Origin of the sequence: Pseudomonas mediterranea CFBP 5447 (genome assembly GCF_000774145.1) — a bacterium.
Taxonomy (GTDB): domain Bacteria; phylum Pseudomonadota; class Gammaproteobacteria; order Pseudomonadales; family Pseudomonadaceae; genus Aquipseudomonas; species Aquipseudomonas mediterranea.
Genome location: NZ_KN322987.1, coordinates 1,195,283 through 1,211,178, shown reverse-complemented (window position 1 = coordinate 1,211,178; position 15,896 = coordinate 1,195,283). Strand labels below are relative to the sequence as shown.

Annotated in this window: 14 protein-coding genes; 9 read left to right on the top strand and 5 right to left on the bottom strand. The window is 61.9% G+C overall.

Features of this window, described 5'->3' with window-relative positions; translation table 11 throughout:
- Positions 1–420: 420 nt before the first annotated feature.
- The 4 genes from N005_RS25190 (at position 421) to N005_RS25175 (ending at position 4,150) form a co-directional block, all read left to right on the top strand.
- Positions 421–798 (top strand): con-10 family general stress protein, encoded by a 378-nt coding sequence (locus N005_RS25190; RefSeq protein WP_047703663.1) that lies wholly within the window; start codon positions 421–423, stop codon positions 796–798.
- 243 nt (positions 799–1,041) lie between these two features.
- Positions 1,042–1,923 (top strand): manganese catalase family protein, encoded by an 882-nt coding sequence (locus N005_RS25185; RefSeq protein WP_047703662.1) that lies wholly within the window; start codon positions 1,042–1,044, stop codon positions 1,921–1,923.
- A gap of 81 nt (positions 1,924–2,004) precedes the next feature.
- Entirely contained in the window at positions 2,005–2,934 is a 930-nt protein-coding gene (locus N005_RS25180) for a ZIP family metal transporter (protein ID WP_047703661.1), read from the top strand.
- A gap of 196 nt (positions 2,935–3,130) precedes the next feature.
- Complete coding sequence (locus N005_RS25175; RefSeq protein WP_052126472.1) at positions 3,131–4,150, top strand: hypothetical protein; 1,020 nt, start codon at positions 3,131–3,133, stop codon at positions 4,148–4,150.
- A gap of 9 nt (positions 4,151–4,159) precedes the next feature.
- On the opposite strand, the gene N005_RS25170 is transcribed toward N005_RS25175, so the two are convergent.
- Positions 4,160–4,354, bottom strand: coding sequence for a hypothetical protein (locus tag N005_RS25170; RefSeq protein ID WP_047703660.1), 195 nt, complete (start codon positions 4,352–4,354; stop codon positions 4,160–4,162).
- A 258-nt stretch (positions 4,355–4,612) separates the two neighbouring features.
- On the opposite strand from N005_RS25170, the gene glsB reads away from it, so the two are divergent.
- Entirely contained in the window at positions 4,613–5,521 is a 909-nt protein-coding gene (gene glsB / locus N005_RS25165; RefSeq protein ID WP_047703659.1) for a glutaminase B, read from the top strand.
- 54 nt (positions 5,522–5,575) lie between these two features.
- On the opposite strand, the gene N005_RS25160 is transcribed toward glsB, so the two are convergent.
- On the bottom strand, positions 5,576–5,905 hold the full coding sequence (locus N005_RS25160) for a hypothetical protein (protein ID WP_047703658.1): 330 nt from the start codon (positions 5,903–5,905) through the stop codon (positions 5,576–5,578).
- A gap of 651 nt (positions 5,906–6,556) precedes the next feature.
- Positions 6,557–8,473, bottom strand: coding sequence for a DNA topoisomerase III (locus tag N005_RS25155; protein WP_047703657.1), 1,917 nt, complete (start codon positions 8,471–8,473; stop codon positions 6,557–6,559).
- 241 nt (positions 8,474–8,714) lie between these two features.
- On the opposite strand from N005_RS25155, the gene N005_RS25150 reads away from it, so the two are divergent.
- Positions 8,715–9,122 carry a response regulator gene (locus tag N005_RS25150; RefSeq protein WP_052126471.1) on the top strand — a complete coding sequence of 136 codons (408 nt, stop codon included), beginning with the start codon at positions 8,715–8,717 and terminating at the stop codon, positions 9,120–9,122.
- A gap of 129 nt (positions 9,123–9,251) precedes the next feature.
- Here N005_RS25150 and N005_RS25145 read toward each other — a convergent pair whose 3' ends face one another.
- Both N005_RS25145 and N005_RS25140 read right to left on the bottom strand, forming a co-directional pair.
- Positions 9,252–10,874: an MFS transporter gene (locus N005_RS25145; RefSeq protein ID WP_047703656.1), complete on the bottom strand. Its 1,623-nt coding sequence runs from the start codon at positions 10,872–10,874 to the stop codon at positions 9,252–9,254.
- Positions 10,875–11,079: 205 nt separating this feature from the next.
- Positions 11,080–12,723 (bottom strand): GMC family oxidoreductase, encoded by a 1,644-nt coding sequence (locus tag N005_RS25140; RefSeq protein WP_047703655.1) that lies wholly within the window; start codon positions 12,721–12,723, stop codon positions 11,080–11,082.
- 118 nt (positions 12,724–12,841) lie between these two features.
- On the opposite strand from N005_RS25140, the gene N005_RS25135 reads away from it, so the two are divergent.
- From N005_RS25135 to N005_RS25125, 3 genes are all read left to right on the top strand, one after another.
- On the top strand, positions 12,842–13,726 hold the full coding sequence (locus tag N005_RS25135) for a LysR family transcriptional regulator (RefSeq protein WP_047703654.1): 885 nt from the start codon (positions 12,842–12,844) through the stop codon (positions 13,724–13,726).
- Between the two features lie 329 nt (positions 13,727–14,055).
- The gene (locus N005_RS25130) at positions 14,056–14,427 is read left to right on the top strand and encodes a c-type cytochrome (protein ID WP_047703653.1); all 372 of its coding nucleotides are present in this window, start codon (positions 14,056–14,058) and stop codon (positions 14,425–14,427) included.
- 102 nt (positions 14,428–14,529) lie between these two features.
- A complete protein-coding gene (locus N005_RS25125; protein ID WP_392397545.1) occupies positions 14,530–15,828 on the top strand; it encodes a D-arabinono-1,4-lactone oxidase in 1,299 nt (432 codons plus the stop codon).
- The last annotated feature ends 68 nt before the right edge of the window (positions 15,829–15,896 follow it).

Sequence of the window (15,896 nt, the reverse complement as noted above, 5' to 3'; positions counted from 1 at the left end):
TCTTTATCCGGACAGCGGCGACAGGGTGTCCGGACGCCGCAAGCCGGACAGTGCGGTGGTGCAGGATAACGCCGGCAGCCCGCGAGTTTTGGCTTCCTGGAACGGCGCGAGGCATGGGTGGCGAGACCGGTGCAGTGGGGTGCCGGCGCCATCCGGCCTTTGGCGGACGGCGTGGAAAGACACGCACTGTTTATTGAGCGCCGGGGCTATAGATGAGGTCCGTCGATAGCTTTGCGTTTATTTGAATGAATTTATCGGCTGCCGCTTGTTCGATAGGGTTGATTGTACTTTTAAAGTGAACTTGAAAGTGCTGACCGTTCGTCGCTGACTGCCGAACTTCGTTCAAACCTTATCGGCCCCGGGTTCTCCGAATACTACGAGCCGACAGGTTCGCTAACAGTAACTAACGAGGTGAATGAAATGGCTAATACAGGCAATAACAACCCTGGCAATTTCGCTAACGATCGTGAGAAGGCATCGGAAGCCGGGAAAAAAGGCGGGCAAGCGTCCGGGGGCAATTTTGCCAATAATCCTGAACGCGCTTCGGAAGCCGGCCGCAAAGGCGGCCAGGCTTCCGGCGGCAATTTCGCCAATGACCCTCAACGCGCCGCAGAGGCTGGCCGCAAGGGCGGGCAAGCTTCTGGTGGCAATTTTGCCAACGACCCCGAACGTGCTTCGGAAGCCGGCCGTAAAGGTGGCCAGGCATCGGGTGGCAATTTCGCCAACGACCGGGAAAAAGCTTCGGACGCCGGCAAGAAGGGTGGCGAAAGTAGCCACGGCGGCGGCCGTAAGTCGTAATGCGCCATGACAGGCAGGCCCCTTGGCGCCAAGCCGGGGGCCTGTACTGTTAAATATAAGAAGACAGGTCTTGGGCAGTTGGCCCTTTATTCAATACTGAAGGTGGAAAGGGACCGTATTTACCGCCTGTCTCCATTATTGAATAAAAAGTAAATTTAATTCCTTTTATATATTCAGACTCTTGTCAGTCTGCCGTTTATCGGCAGACCCATAAGTTGTGCCCTGATCGAGGAGTTCATAATCATGTTTCTACATAACAAGCGACTGCAATACACCGTGCGTGTGGCAGAGCCGAATCCAGGTCTTGCCAACCTGCTGCTGGAACAGTTCGGCGGGGCCCAGGGGGAGTTGGCGGCAGCATCCCGGTATTTCACCCAGGCGCTGGCCGAGGATGATCCCGGTCGCAAGGATCTGCTCATGGACATCGCCACCGAAGAGCTCAGCCACCTGGAGATCATCGGTTCGATCATCGTGATGCTGAACAAGGGCGCCAAAGGCCAGATGGCCGAAGGCGTGGAAAAGGAAGGGCAGTTGTACCGGGATATCAACGGTGCCGGCAACGATTCCCATATCACCAGCCTTTTGTATGGTGCCGGTTCACCCCTGACCAACTCGGCGGGTGTGCCCTGGACTGCAGCCTACATCGACACCATTGGCGAGCCGACCGCGGACATGCGCTCCAACATCGCCGCCGAGGCCCGGGCGAAAATCGTCTATGAACGGCTGATGAACGTTACCGACGATCCGGGCGTAAAAGAGGCGCTGGGTTTCCTGATGACCCGGGAAATCGCTCACCAGATGTCTTTTGAAAAAGCCTTGCATTCCATCCAGCCCAATTTCCCTCAGGGTAAATTGCCGGGCATGCCGGAGTTCACCAATGTGTACTTCAACATGTCCCAGGGCGAGCCGGCTGTACGCGGCCCATGGAACCAGGGCGACGATTGGGAGTTCGTCGAAGACCCCACGCCGGCGGTGGATGGCGGCGATGGCCTGGCCAGCGTACAGCTGAGTAAAAAAGACGAAGCCCTGCTGATGGACATGAAGGCGCGGACGATGTCCAACCCCGAGAGCGACCCCACCACAGGTGCCGACTTGGGTTCGGGGATGCAAGGTGACAAACTGTAGGAAAGCGGCGAGGGGGCCTGGCTCCCTCGCTCCCTTGTTGAACCTTCCATTGGGCCTGGCTTAAGCCTGTAAGGATATTTGATGGACCAGCCGACTTCCCGGATCCGATCGCCCTGGCGTACCTGGCTGGATCCCTTGCAAGGCAACCTGCTGCTGGGTGCGAGCTTCTGGCTCGGGCTGGCGGCGGTCGCCGTGCTGTTGCTCTACAGCGGCTATAACGCATTGGTGGGCGCCGACCCTCGTCACCTGGGGTATGCGGTGCTGGGCGGGACCTCCGGGTTTGCCGCCACGGCTTTGGGCGCAATCATGGCCGTGGTGTTGCGGGACATCTCCTCGCGCACCCAGGACATCATGTTGGGCTTCGCCGCCGGCATGATGCTGGCGGCCAGTTCGTTTTCGCTGATATTGCCGGGTATCGAAGCCGCCCAGGTGATTTGCGGCAATCAGTTGCTCGCCGCGTTTGTCGTGGTGCTGGGCCTGGGGTTGGGCGTTGCGCTGATGATCGGCCTTGACCGGTTTATTCCCCACGAACACGAATTGAGCGGCCGGCGTGGGCCTCAAGCCGAGCGCATCAATCGCGTCTGGTTGTTCGTGCTCGCGATTACCTTGCACAACCTGCCGGAAGGCATGGCCATCGGCGTCAGTTTTGCCGACGGCGACTTCAAGGTCGGCCTGCCGCTCACCACGGCGATCGCCATCCAGGACATTCCCGAAGGGCTTGCCATTGCCATGGCATTGCGAGTCACCGGCATCAGCACCCTGCGTGCCGCATTGATCGCAGTCGGTTCAGGGTTGATGGAGCCGCTGGGCGCGGTGATCGGCCTGGGCATGTCGTCGGGCGTGGCCGTGGCCTATCCCATCAGCCTGGGCCTGGCGGCCGGGGCGATGATTTTCGTGGTGTCCCACGAGGTGATTCCCGAAACCCACCGCAACGGCCATGAAACCCCGGCCACCCTGGGCTTGATGATGGGGTTTGCGGTGATGATGTTTCTCGACACGGCGCTGGGCTGAGGTTGGCTTGCTGACTGTACTGCCGTCATCGCGAGCAGGCTCGCTCCCACAAAGGACTTGCGCTGCACTCTGCTTCCGAGGACACACGGGACCCCTGTGGGAGCGAGCTTGCTCGCGATAGCGGTGGGTCAGCTTTGTTGTCTACTGCCACCTATACTCAATGCCATGGATGACATGAATCCGGAGTGGCGCGATCGTGCTGCGTTCGCTGATGCTGGCCGTGTTGATCGCTCTGGCGGGATGCGCTACGACAGAGCGCGGCCAGCAGGCGAGTGCGGTGACGGTTTCCCAGGACACTTGGCGGCAGGTCGACCAGCAGATCATCGCTGCGTCCAAAAGCGCTATCGAGCAAGCCGAAGTCTATGCCCGTGGGTCGATGGAGCATTGGCGGGTGCTGGTGTACGAACGGACCGAAGCTGAGTTCATCCCGTGGTTCAGCAGCTATTGGACCCAGGAGTGGATGGCGGTGAAGGTCAGCTGGTATGCCGCCAGTGCCAAGGGCGAGGCGGATTCTGCCTCCAACCGCCTGGCGCTCTATCTTCAAGAGCAATACCGCGAGCAGGTGCTGGAGCCGGTGGCCGTGGAGATCGATCCCGAAGCCATCAGGGCCGCCGCGACTAGCTATTACGTGCGCCTGCTCGATCAGCAGGTGCGGGTGATCGCACAGCGGCAGCAAATTCCGAACGAACTGATGAACCGGCGCCTGCATGGCATTCCCGCGATCAACCTGGGCCCGCCGGCGGCGCGCAATGCTTCGTTGTATGAGATGGTCCACACTGAGCCGCTGAATACCCTGCCGGCCTACGCCGCGTTGATTGATCACGTCAACAAAGCCGCCACCACGGGGTCGGGCCCGTCGGATGCGGTGATCGCCACGGTGGCGCAACGCACCAGCGAGAAAATCGAAGCCCAATTCGCCACCCGAGGTGCGGCCGGGGCGGCTGCAGCCGTGGCCGGAAAAGCGGCGGGGGCATTGATTTCGGTGGGTGTGGCAGGCGTTCGGGCGATCATCCACGAAGGCGAGCGGCCGGAAATGGAAGCGCAGATTCGCAAAAGCCTGAGCGCTGCCTTTGATGAAGCGTGGTTCAAGTCGCTCAAGCATCCCTTGAGCGGAGTGCTGGCGCCGGTGTATTACCTGGACGAAGAAATCGAAGGCAACTTGGTGGAGGCCGAGCTGGCGAACCGGGCAGTGGCGTTGCCGGATATCAAGCCGTGACGGGCAGGCTCATTCCGCGCCGAGCGTGACGCGACAACCCTTGCGGTGGCGGATCTGTTCGTCCGAAGGGCGTTCCCTGACGAACTCGAAGCGTGGCTCGCCTTCGCTGTAGATCACCAGCCAGCCCCATTCCAGCTCGCTCTCGTCCTGCCCCGGCTTGGGCGGCGATGCCCACCAGGGTTCTTTTTGCATGATCTGACGCATCGTGTCCTCCTGCCGGTTGATCTTTCACTATAGACCGCTCGATTGGTGTTCTGTGGGAGCAAGGCTTGCCCGCGAGGCAGCGACTCGGTCCCAGGAGGGAACGCATGGACTTCATCGCGGGCAAGCCTTGCTCCCACAGTTCCTCTCTTTCCCAGCGAAAGGTGAGCGGGTTGATCCATGAGTGTGCTCTGATCCCGCCCACTAGCGTCTAGGGTCTGTATCCCCGCACTCGAACGGGGAATGACTGGACCCCCGCACATGCAAGCACTGTTGAACGAGATCCTCGATGCGGTTCGCCCCCTGATCGGTCAGGGCAAGGTGGCCAACTACATTCCGGCCCTGGGCAGCGTGCCTGGCAATCAGTTGGGCATTGCCGTGTATGGCAACGATGGCGAGATGTATTGCGCAGGTGACGCCGAAACGCCGTTTTCGGTACAGAGTATTTCCAAGGTATTCAGCCTGGTGCAGGCCATCGAGCATTCCGGCGAAACCATCTGGGAGCGCCTGGGCCATGAGCCGTCCGGCCAGCCCTTCAACTCCCTGGTGCAATTGGAGTTCGAGCGCGGTCGGCCACGCAACCCGTTCATCAACGCCGGTGCCTTGGTGATCTGCGATATCAACCAGTCGCGTTTCGCCGCCCCGGCGTTGTCGATGCGTGATTTCGTGCGGCGCCTGTCGGGCAATCCCCAAGTGATGGTGGATGGCAAGGTCGCTGAGTCGGAGTACCAGCACCGCGCCCGGAACGCGGCGATGGCTTACCTGATGCAATCGTTCGGCAACTTCCATAACGACGTGGAAGCGGTGTTGCGCAGTTATTTCAGTCACTGCGCGCTGCGAATGAGCTGCATCGACCTGGCCCGGGCATTCTGCTTCCTGGCCAACGACGGCTTCTGCAAGCACAGCGGCGAACAGATCCTGAGCGCCCGCCAGACCCAGCAGGTCAACTCCATCATGGCGACCAGCGGGCTGTACGACGAGGCCGGCAATTTTGCCTATCGCGTCGGCCTGCCTGGCAAGAGCGGTGTGGGCGGCGGGATTGTCGCCGTGGTGCCGGGGCGCTTCACGGTGTGCGTCTGGTCGCCGGAACTCAACGCCGCCGGCAACTCCCTGGCCGGCATGGCGGCGCTGGAGTTGCTCAGCCAGCGGATTGGCTGGTCGGTGTTCTGATAAAAGCAAAGGGCCCGTTCCTCTTCAGGAACGGGCCCTTTGTCTTGAGTGCACTCAGCAGAAGCGGTCGATGACCCGGACTTCAGAGGTGGTTTGCATCGACTGCCAGGCCTGGGTCAGCGTCTGCAGCACACGACCGATGAAGTCCTTGTCGGCCGCAGCCTTCTTGCCCACGTAGCCTTGGCCGCGACGGTACATCTTCAGTCGGGCGCACAGGTCTTGCTGGTTCCGTTCGAACTCGTCTTCGTGGGTGTAGGGCGACAGGCAATCCATATGGACCTGGCCTGTCTTGCTGATCCACAGGATATGGCTGTCGAGTGTGTCCTTGTGTGCTGCGAACATGCGAGCCAGTTCATCAATAGATGGTTGATTGTTCAGATTCATGTGTAAGCCCCTTGACCATTTGGTTGATCTGTCTGGTGGTTCGCAAAGATTTCGCTTCTCGGTAAGTGCCTGCCTGCTACCGAAACCAGGCCGTCAGCGTTCGTCCGTCAGACTTCGACGGGGTAGTGCATCGGTTGTGTAGTGCTATCGAAGGGCTGCTACGCAAATGCGCTACAACGAAGAGAAACAGCGAAGAACCTTAAGGCAGTGTCAACTTTCGAGGGTCGACCACGCGCATCATGAGGACCTTCGCCGACGTTTCTCGTCCTTGTTACCGGACGGTCATGCCAGGTCAGCACCTTCAATCTGCCTTGTGGGCAGTCCCTTATCCAAAAAACAGCTCGGCGGTCAGACGAGCTTGCTCAAACGGTTGCCTGTACTCCCGATCGGGGAGACGTCTGCATCATGCAAGGGCAAATCGACGTCGTCAACGGTTTTGTAGTGATTATTTTTGGTCACTACATATTGTCGGACAAAATGGTTTGGGTATGAAAAAGGACGGCCTGAGCCAGTCCCTGTGGCGAGGGAGCTTGCTCCCGCTGGGGGCGGAGCGGCCCTGAAATCAGGCGGGATTCGGTTTGGTTGCGTTTATGGCGTTTTGGGGCTGCTTCGCAGCCCAGCGGGAGCAAGCTCCCTCGCCACAAGAGGATTTCAATTTGTTTTGGCTTTGGCGGGCTTGCGTTTGGCCGGCTTGCGCTTTTTCTTCCAGGGCGCTGCGGCGCGGCCGGCCGGGCCGTTGATGGTCAGGCTCATGCCCTGGCAGCGGGCGATGTGCTTGCTCATCCAGGCGGCTTGTCGGGTGACGAATTCCTCCAGGCTCATCTCACCGCTTTGCACCATGTCCAGCGCCTGCTCCCAGATCGCGGTGGTGCCCGGGTCGGCGATGGCGCGGGGAACGGCGTCGATCAGGCTGAAGGCCGCCGGGGTGGCGGACAAAGCCTTGCCGTTTTTCACCAGGTAGCCGCGATCGAGCAAGCCCTGGATGATCGACGCCCGGGTCGCTTCGGTGCCGATGCCGGTGGTGTCCTTGAGTTTCTGCTTGAGCAGTGGATCCTCCACCAGTTTGGCAACGTTCTTCATCGCCTTGATCAGGTCGCCTTCGGTGAATGGCTTGGGAGGCTGGGTCCACAGGTCCTTGAGTGTCACTCCGTCCACGCCACACTCGTGACCTTCGGCCAGTGCCGGCAAGGTTTGCGGCTGTACGGCTTCCCGCCCCTTGGCCGGCGCCAGGGCTTCGGGCAAGGCGCGTTTCCAGCCGGGCTCGACGATCTGCTTGCCCACGGCCCGCAGCGCTTGGCCGGCGCAGTCGAAGTCGGCCTGGGTCCGGTCATATTCATGGTTGGGCAGGAACTGCGCCAAGTAGCGTGCGCGAATCAGCGTATAGACCGCCCGCTGCTTGCCGGCGAGCTTGTCGAGGTTCTTCGCCGCGGCGGTGGGGATGATGCCGTGGTGGGCGCTGACCTTGGCGTCGTTCCAGGCCCGGGACTTGCGTTGCGGTTGCAGGTGTTCACGCAGCGGTGCGAGGCCCGGGTCGGCCTGGGCGAGGGCGGCCAGGATGTCGGGGGCTTCGCTGTGCTGGCTCAAGGGCATGTAGCCGCAATCGCTGCGGGGATAGGTAATGACTTTGTAGGTTTCGTAGAGCGACTGGGCGATGTCCAGGGTTTCCTGGGCGCCGAGGCCGAGCTTCTTCGAGCAGATCTCCTGCAGGGTGCCGAGGTCGAAGGGCAAAGGCGCCGCTTCGCGCAAGCGCTCGGTGCGTACTTTGGTCACCAGGGCGGTATCGGCGTTGCCCATGGCCTGGGCGGCATCGCGGGCCAGGGCTTGGTTCAGGCAGCGCTCCTGATCGTCGCAGGCATCCGGATCGGCGCGCCACTGGGCGGTGAAGGCGGTGCCGGCGTGGCGCAGTTGCACATCGATGGCCCAGTAGGCGACCGGCACGAAGTCGGCGATGCTGCGGTCGCGGTCCACCACCAGCCGCAGGGTGGGCGTCTGTACCCGGCCTACCGGCAGCACGCCCTGGTAACCGGACTGACGCCCGAGCAAGGTGAACAGGCGACTCATGTTCATGCCGATCAACCAGTCGGCCCGGGAACGACCCAGGGCCGAGTGATACAGGTTGAAGGTTTCGGCTCCCGGCTTGAGGGCGGCCAGGGCCTTGCGGATCGAGGCTTCGTCGAGGGCCGACAGCCACAGCCGCTGGATCGGTCCGCGATAGCGGCAGTGCTCCACCAGTTCCCGGGCGATCATTTCGCCTTCCCGATCGGCGTCGGTGGCGATCACCAGTTCCTTCGCTTCCCCCAGCAAGCGCTTGACCGCCTTGTACTGGCCGGCAGTTTTTGGCTTGACGGTCATTTTCCATTGCGCCGGCACGATGGGCAGGTCGGCCAGTACCCAGCGCTTGTAGCGGGCATCGTAGGCATCGGGCGGGGCGGTTTCCAGCAGATGGCCGATGCACCAGGTCACCGTGACGTTTGCGCCCAACCAGCAGCCGTCGCCACGCCGTGTGGCGCCGAGCACGGCGGCGATGTCCTTGGCCTGGGACGGTTTCTCACACAGGTACAACCGCATAACGCCCTTTTCCTGAGCTGATGTGATGGGGCGATAGCATGGTCAGGGATCGCCTCGGGAGCAAGCTTTATCTGTATGGATATACAGATAAGACGTTGCGCTGCGTTACAACGAGGTGTCTGGAATGACGTTCGGCGGGCGGTTTGTACTCCGAATGAATTTCTCGCGAGGGCATCGCTCATAACTTTCAAGAGCGGCTGAAACCGCGAAAACCATTGCCGGGATCAAGGAGAGTCACTTTATGAATTCGATGCCGAAGGGCGACGGACAGGCCACCACGCGTCTGATTCTCGTTGTTGAGGATGACCCGACGATTCTGGAATTCCTGTGTGAAATCCTGGAAGACGAAGGGTTTGTCGTGGAGCCTCGGGAAAGCGCCGATTCGGCGCTGACATTCCTCGAGCAGAGTGCGGATTTTGTCGACCTGTTGCTGACCGATATCACCATGCCGGGCAATCTGGACGGTGCGGATCTGGCGAACCTGACCGGGGATCGCTGGCCGCAGATACCGTTGCTGATCATGTCCGGCTACGAAACGCCGGAAAGCGCCGGGATCAAGCACCACGCGGCCTTTATCGCCAAGCCGTGGGCACTGGGACAGATGCTGGACCTGGTGGAGAGCACGGTGAAGGATCATCAGCTGCATTGAGGTGGGATGAATGCAGAGCCTTGTGGCGAGGGAGCTTGCTCCCGCTGGGCTGCGTAGCAGCCTTGTTTTTTGTGAGCGCTGCGCACTCAAGCGGGAGCAAGCTCCCTCGCCACAGGTGGATGCCTGTCTTCAGTTCTTTTGCAGGTCCACGCTCCTGGTTTCCCGCAGGTAAAGCATGCCCACCACCAGGCTCACGCCGGTGATCACCACCGGGTACCACAGCCCATAGAAAATATCCCCGGTATAGACCACCAGGGCGAACGACACGGTGGGCAGGAAGCCGCCGAACCAGCCGTTGCCGATGTGATAGGGCAAGGACATGGCGGTGTAGCGGATGCGGGTCGGGAACAGTTCGACCATCAGTGCCGCCAGCGGCCCGTAGCACATCGCCGAGATAATGATCAGCGCCACGATCAAGGCGACGATCATCGGCCGGTTGATCTGCTGGACATCGGCTTTCTGCGGGTAACCCGCCAGGGTCACCGCGCCACGCAGGGCGGCTTCGTCATACCCCTCGATCTTCACATCACCGACGTTGACCTGCACCGTGGTGCCGGCCGGTGCCGAGATGCTGCTGTAGGGCAGCCCTTGCTTGACCAGGAACGTCTTGACCTTGTCGCACGGGCTGTCGAAGCGCGCCTTGCCCACCGGGTCGAACTGGAAGGTGCAGGTGGCCGGGTCGGCGATCACGCTGATCGGTGCCTGGCGGCTTGCCAGGTCGATGGCCGGGTTGGCGTAGTGGGCCAGGGTCTTGAAGATCGGGAAGTACAACGCCGTCGCCAGCAGCAGGCCGATCATCAGCACCGGTTTGCGCCCGACCTTGTCCGACAGCCAGCCAAAGAAGATGAAGAAGGGCGCGCCGATCACCACGCTGACGATCAGCAGGCTGTTGGCCAGGGCCGGGTCCATCTTCAGGAACTGGGTGAGGAAAAACAGCACATAGAATTGCGCCGCATAGAAGGTCACCGCTTGCCCGGCGTTGATGCTGAACAGCGCGATCAGCACGACCTTGAGGTTTTCCCATTTGCCGAACGATTCACGGATCGGTGCCTTGCAGCACTTGCCTTCTTCTTTCATTTTCACGAAGGCCGGCGATTCATGCAGGCTCATGCGGATCCAGGTGGAAATGCCCAACAGCAGGATCGACAGCAGGAATGGAATGCGCCAGCCCCAGACTTCGAACTGGTCCCCCGTGAAGTAGCGACAGCCCAGTATCACCAACAGCGAGAGCAGTAACCCGAGGGTGGCCGTGGACTGAATCCAGCTGGTGTGGAAGCCGCGCTTACCAATGGGTGCGTGCTCGGCGACGTAGGTCGCCGCGCCGCCGTATTCGCCACCCAAGGCCAGGCCCTGGAGCATGCGCAGGGCGACCAGGATGATCGGCGCGGCGATGCCGATTCTGGCGTAGTTGGGCAGCAGGCCGACGCAGAATGTGGCCAGGCCCATGAGGATGATGGTTGCCAGGAAGGTGTATTTGCGCCCGATCATGTCCCCCAGCCGCCCGAACACCAGTGCGCCGAATGGCCGCACGACAAAACCGGCGGCGAATGCCATCAGGGCGAAGATGAACGCCGTGGTGTCGTTAACGCCGGCGAAGAACTGCTTGCTGATCACCGCCGCCAGGGCGCCGTAGAGAAAAAAGTCGTACCACTCGAACACCGTCCCCAGGGACGAGGCGAAGATGACTTTCTGGGTTTCCTGGCTGGTGCCGACGCTGTGCGTGGCTTCCAGGGGTTGAACATGCTCGGACATAGCGGTATCCCTCACAGTGATTGTTTTTGTTGTTCCACTGTCGATGCCGGTTTGGCATCTCCTGCTTTGACGCATTCCTTGGGTGACTGCCGTTTCCTGTGGGAGCGAGCCTGCTCGCGATAGCGGTATGCCTGTTAACGAATAGGTTGACTGACACATCGCCATCGCGAGCAGGCTCGCTCCCACAAGGGACCTTGGTTGTTCTTCAGACCGTTGCTGTCTCCTTGGTGCTGACGGTGCTTGTCGCGTTCGTCGCCAGCATCATCCGCGCCGCCTTTTCGGCAATCATCAGCGTCGGCGAGCAGGTATTGCCCGAGGTAATGCGCGGCATGATCGAAGCATCGGCGATGCGCAGGCCCTTGATGCCATGGACCCGCAGTTGCGCGTCCACCACCGTGTCGCCGTCCTGGCCCATGCGGCAGGTGCCCACCGGATGGAAAATCGTCGTGCCGATGCGGGCGGCGGCCCGATGCAGTTCTTCTTCGCTCTGCAGGCTGGGGCCCGGCAGGTATTCCTTGGGCTTGAAGGCTTGCAGGGCGGGCGCGGCGACGATGCGTCGGGTCAGGCGGATGGCGTCGGCGGCGACCCGCAGGTCTTCGGGATGGCTCAGGTAATTGGGCTGGATCAGCGGCGCCTCGTGCGGGTCGGCCGAGCGGATGTCTACCCGGCCACGGCTTTGCGGGCGCAGGTCACAGACCGACGCAGTGAACGCCGGGAAGCTGTGCAGGGGCTCGCCGAAGCGTTCCAGGGACAAGGGCTGCACGTGGTATTCGAGGTTGGCCGAGGTCTGCTCCGGCCCCGAGCGGGCAAACGCGCCGAGCTGGCTGGGCGCCATGGACAGCGGGCCGCTGCGGTCATAGAGGTAGCGCAGGCCCATGCCCATCTTGCCCCACAACGTGCCGGCGATCTGGTTCAGGGTCCGGGCGTTTTCCAACTGGTAGATGAGCCGCAGTTGCAAGTGATCCTGCAGATTGCCGCCCACGCCCGGCAGTTCATGCACCACGCCGATCCCCAAGCGCTGCAGCAAGTTGCGCGGACCGATCCCGGAGCGCTGCAGGATCCCCGGCGAGCCGATGGCGCCGGCGCACAGGACGATTTCCTTGCGTGCCTTGAAGGTCATGCCTTTGCCTTGCCAGCGGGCGCTGACGGCGTGGGCCCGGTCATCGCGCAGCAGCACGCGGTCGACTTCGACTTCGGTGAGGACGGTGAGGTTGGCGCGCTGGCGAACCGGTTTCAAGAACGCCTTGGCCGCATTCCAACGCACGCCGGCTTTCTGGTTGACCTGGAAGTAGCCGCAGCCTTCATTGTCGCCACCGTTGAAGTCGTCGACATTGGCGATGCCGCTCTGTTCGGCGGCGTTGCGAAAGGCGTCGAGTATTGGCCATGACAGGCGCTGGCGTTCGACCCGCCATTCACCGCTGGCGCCATGCAGTTCGGAATCCCCGGCGAAGTGGTTTTCGCTTTGGCGGAACAGCGGCAGCACGTCTTTCCAGGCCCAGCCGGCATTGCCCTCGGCGGCCCAGCCGTCGTAGTCCGCGGCCTGGCCGCGCATGTAAATCATGCCGTTGATGGAGGAGCAGCCGCCCAGGACCTTGCCGCGCGGATAGCTCAAGGCACGCCCTTGCAGGCCGGGTTGCGCTTCGGTCTTGAAGCACCAGTCGGTGCGCGGGTTGCCGATGCAGAACAGGTAGCCGACCGGGATGTGAATCCAGGGATAGTTGTCGCGTCCGCCGGCTTCGAGCAGCAGCACCCGATGCTGGGGGTTGGCCGAAAGCCGGTTGGCCAGCAGGCATCCGGCGGGGCCGGCGCCCACGATCACGTAATCGTATTCATCGACGACAGGTTGCATCCGCGACCTCGTTTTTTGTTTTTGTCTGACCCATCGTAGTTGTTAGTTTTCGTTAAAAGAATGTTAGTTTTTACGCAACGGCTGTGCGTTTATAAACAGCAATGTGCAAGGAGCGTTCATGTTCGACTGGAATGACCTGCGGTATTTTCTCGAGCTGCAACGCAGCGGCCGCCTGTTGACCGCGGCGCGGCGGTTGAACACCACCCATGCCACCGTGGCCCGGCACATCGAAGCCATCGAGAAAAGCCTGGGGACCGCGCTGTTCATCCAACACGCCCAGGGCTATGAACTGACCCCGGCTGGCGAGACGCTGCTCAAGCACGCCGAGGCCATGGAGAACGTGGCGTTGCTGGCCCAGGAGGACATTACCCAGTCCAGCGCGCCCCTGGGCAAGATCCGCCTGGGGGTGACCGAGGGGTTGGGCATCATGTTCCTGGCCAGTCGCATGGACGGCTTGTTCCAGCGCTATCCGGGTCTGGAAGTGGAGCTGGTGGCGGTGCCGCGCTTCGTCAGCATCCTCAACCGCGAGGCGGAAATCAGTATTCACCTCGAACGCCCGGCGGCCGATCTGTTGGTAACCCGCAAGCTCACCGACTACAGCCTGGCGCTGTACGCCAGCCAGGCTTACCTGGATCGCTCGCCGCCGCTGCGCAGTCGCGAGGACCTGGCCCGGCACGCCTGGATCGGTTACGTCGATGACCTGCTGTTCAGCCAGGAGCTGATGTTCCTCAACAGCTTCTGCCGCAACCCGCGGGTGGTGTTCCACAGCACCAGTGTCATCGCCCAGCAACAGGCCGCACGCTCCGGCCTGGGGATCGCCGTGCTGCCGTGCTACATGGCCAGCGACGACCCGGCGCTGGTGCCCTTGCTGCCCGACGAAACCATCCGTCGCAGCTACTGGATCAGCACCCGGCGCGAACTGCACAAGTCCGTGCGCCTGCGGGTGCTGTGGGATTATGTGGTGCAACTGTGCGAGCGGGAGCAGGGGTTGTTGTTGCCCTGATCCTGAATAGGATGGGCATGGCTCTGTGCAAAGCATTTCTGTGGCAAAGGTTTTTTTGTGGCGAGGGGATTTATCCCCGCTGGGGTGCGAAGCGCCCCCAAAATTCATCTGCCGCTGCAGTATCGGGCCGAACACAGGGGCTGCTTCGCACCCCAGCGGGGATAAATCCCCTCGCCACAGGTCCTCATGGACAGATATCAGCCCTGGCCGCCCAAGCCCCCTTTTCTGGCCCCCAATGACCTCAAGGCGATACGCCGGCGTGCCTTAACGTGGGAACTGCCAGACCCACAACAAGAAAGGCGCACCCATGCGCCGCCGAGAGGGGCCTTATGTCGGCAACCATTCCTTCTGTCCTGTTTCACACTGCGACTCTCACACTGCTTGGTGCGCTGCTCGCCGGATGCGGCGAAGAGGCCAAGCCGCCTGCGCCCGCGACCTTCAACGCCATGCCCGCCGATGCGGCGCTGGCCCAGGTCTACGACAGCAGTTGCAAACTCTGCCATGCCAACCCCGGCGCCGGGGCGCCCCTGACCGGCGACGCGAATGCCTGGGCGCCGCGGGTGGCCCAGGGTGCCGACACCCTGCTGGACCACGCGATCAACGGCTACAACGGCATGCCGCCGATGGGTTTGTGCATGCACTGTTCCGAAGAGCAGTTCCTGGCGTTGATCGCCTTCATGTCCGGCCAACAATTCCAGTAGGGAGGGCAGACCATGGACTACTCACGACGCCAATGGCTGCAACGGGCCGGTGTGGTTGCCGCTTTCACGGCGCTCGGCGGCCAGGGCGCCCTGGCCGACCTGATGCGCGCGCCGCGATTGATCCCGTGGCGCAACTGGTCCGGTGCACAGAGTTGCCTGCCGGCCGCGCGGTTGGCGCCCAAGGACCTCGATGAACTGGTACAAGTGGTGACCCGTGCCGAAGGACGGATCCGCCCGGTGGGTTCCGGTCATTCCTTCAGCGCCCTGGTGCCTACCGATGGAACCTTGCTGTCCCTGAGTTTTTTCAGCGGCCTGTTGGACCATGACGCGGCCAGCCTGCAAGCCGAGTTCGGCGGCGGCACGCCCATGTCCCGCATGGGTCCGGTGCTCAAGGCCATCGGCCAGGCATTGCCGAACATGGCCGACGTGGACTATCAGACCCTGGCCGGCGCCATCGCCACCTCGACCCACGGCACCGGCAAAGCCTTCGGCTCGTATGCCTCCCAGGTCGTCGGCCTGCAACTGGTGACGGCTGGCGGCGAGGTGCTCGATTGCGATGCCAATCGTCATCCCGAGGTGTTCAAGGCGGGGCGGGTATCGCTCGGAGCGCTGGGGCTGGTGACCCGAGTGCGCTTGCAGAACCGCGCCGCCTATCGGTTGCGCGAGCGCCAATGGGTGGCGAAAACCGAAGAGTTGCTGGAAGACGTGGAAGCCAATACCCGGGACAACCAGCACTGGGAAATGCAGGTGGTCACTCACTCCGACTATGCATTGTCGATCACCCTGAACGAAACCACCGATCCGGCCACGCCGCCCATCAGCCCCGAGGAGGAGGGCGGCAACGAATTCGTCACCCTGATCGAGAAACTCGACAAGTACGGCAGCGACTTTCCAGCGATCCGTCGATCGTTGCTCAACAGCCTGCGACTGGTGGCCGACTTCGACGACCGGGTCGGTGACTCCCATGATATCTACGCCAATGCCCGCACCGTGCGTTTCAACGAAATGGAGTATTCAGTGCCGGCCGAGCATGGACCGGCCTGCCTGCGGGAGATCCTCGCGCTGATCCGCGACAAGGACCTGCGCACCTGGTTTCCCATCGAATACCGCTACGTGAAGGCCGACGACATCCCCTTGAGCATGTTCGAAGGACGGGACAGTTGTTCGATCTCCGTCCACCAGCATTACCAGATGGATCATCACAATTTCTTCGCTGCCATCGAGCCGATCTTCTGGAAATACCAGGGCCGACCGCACTGGGGGAAATTGCATTCCCTGAACGCGAGGGCGCTGCAGGCGCTGTACCCGCGCTGGAACGAATTCACCCAGGTGCGCCAGGCCCTGGATCCCGCCGGGAAGTTTCTGAACGGGCATCTTTCAACGATTCTGGGAGTGAGCTGATGGCTTTCAATCGTCGTGGTTTGCTGAAGGGCACGTTGGGCGCCGGGGTGTTGCTGGCCGGTGTCGGG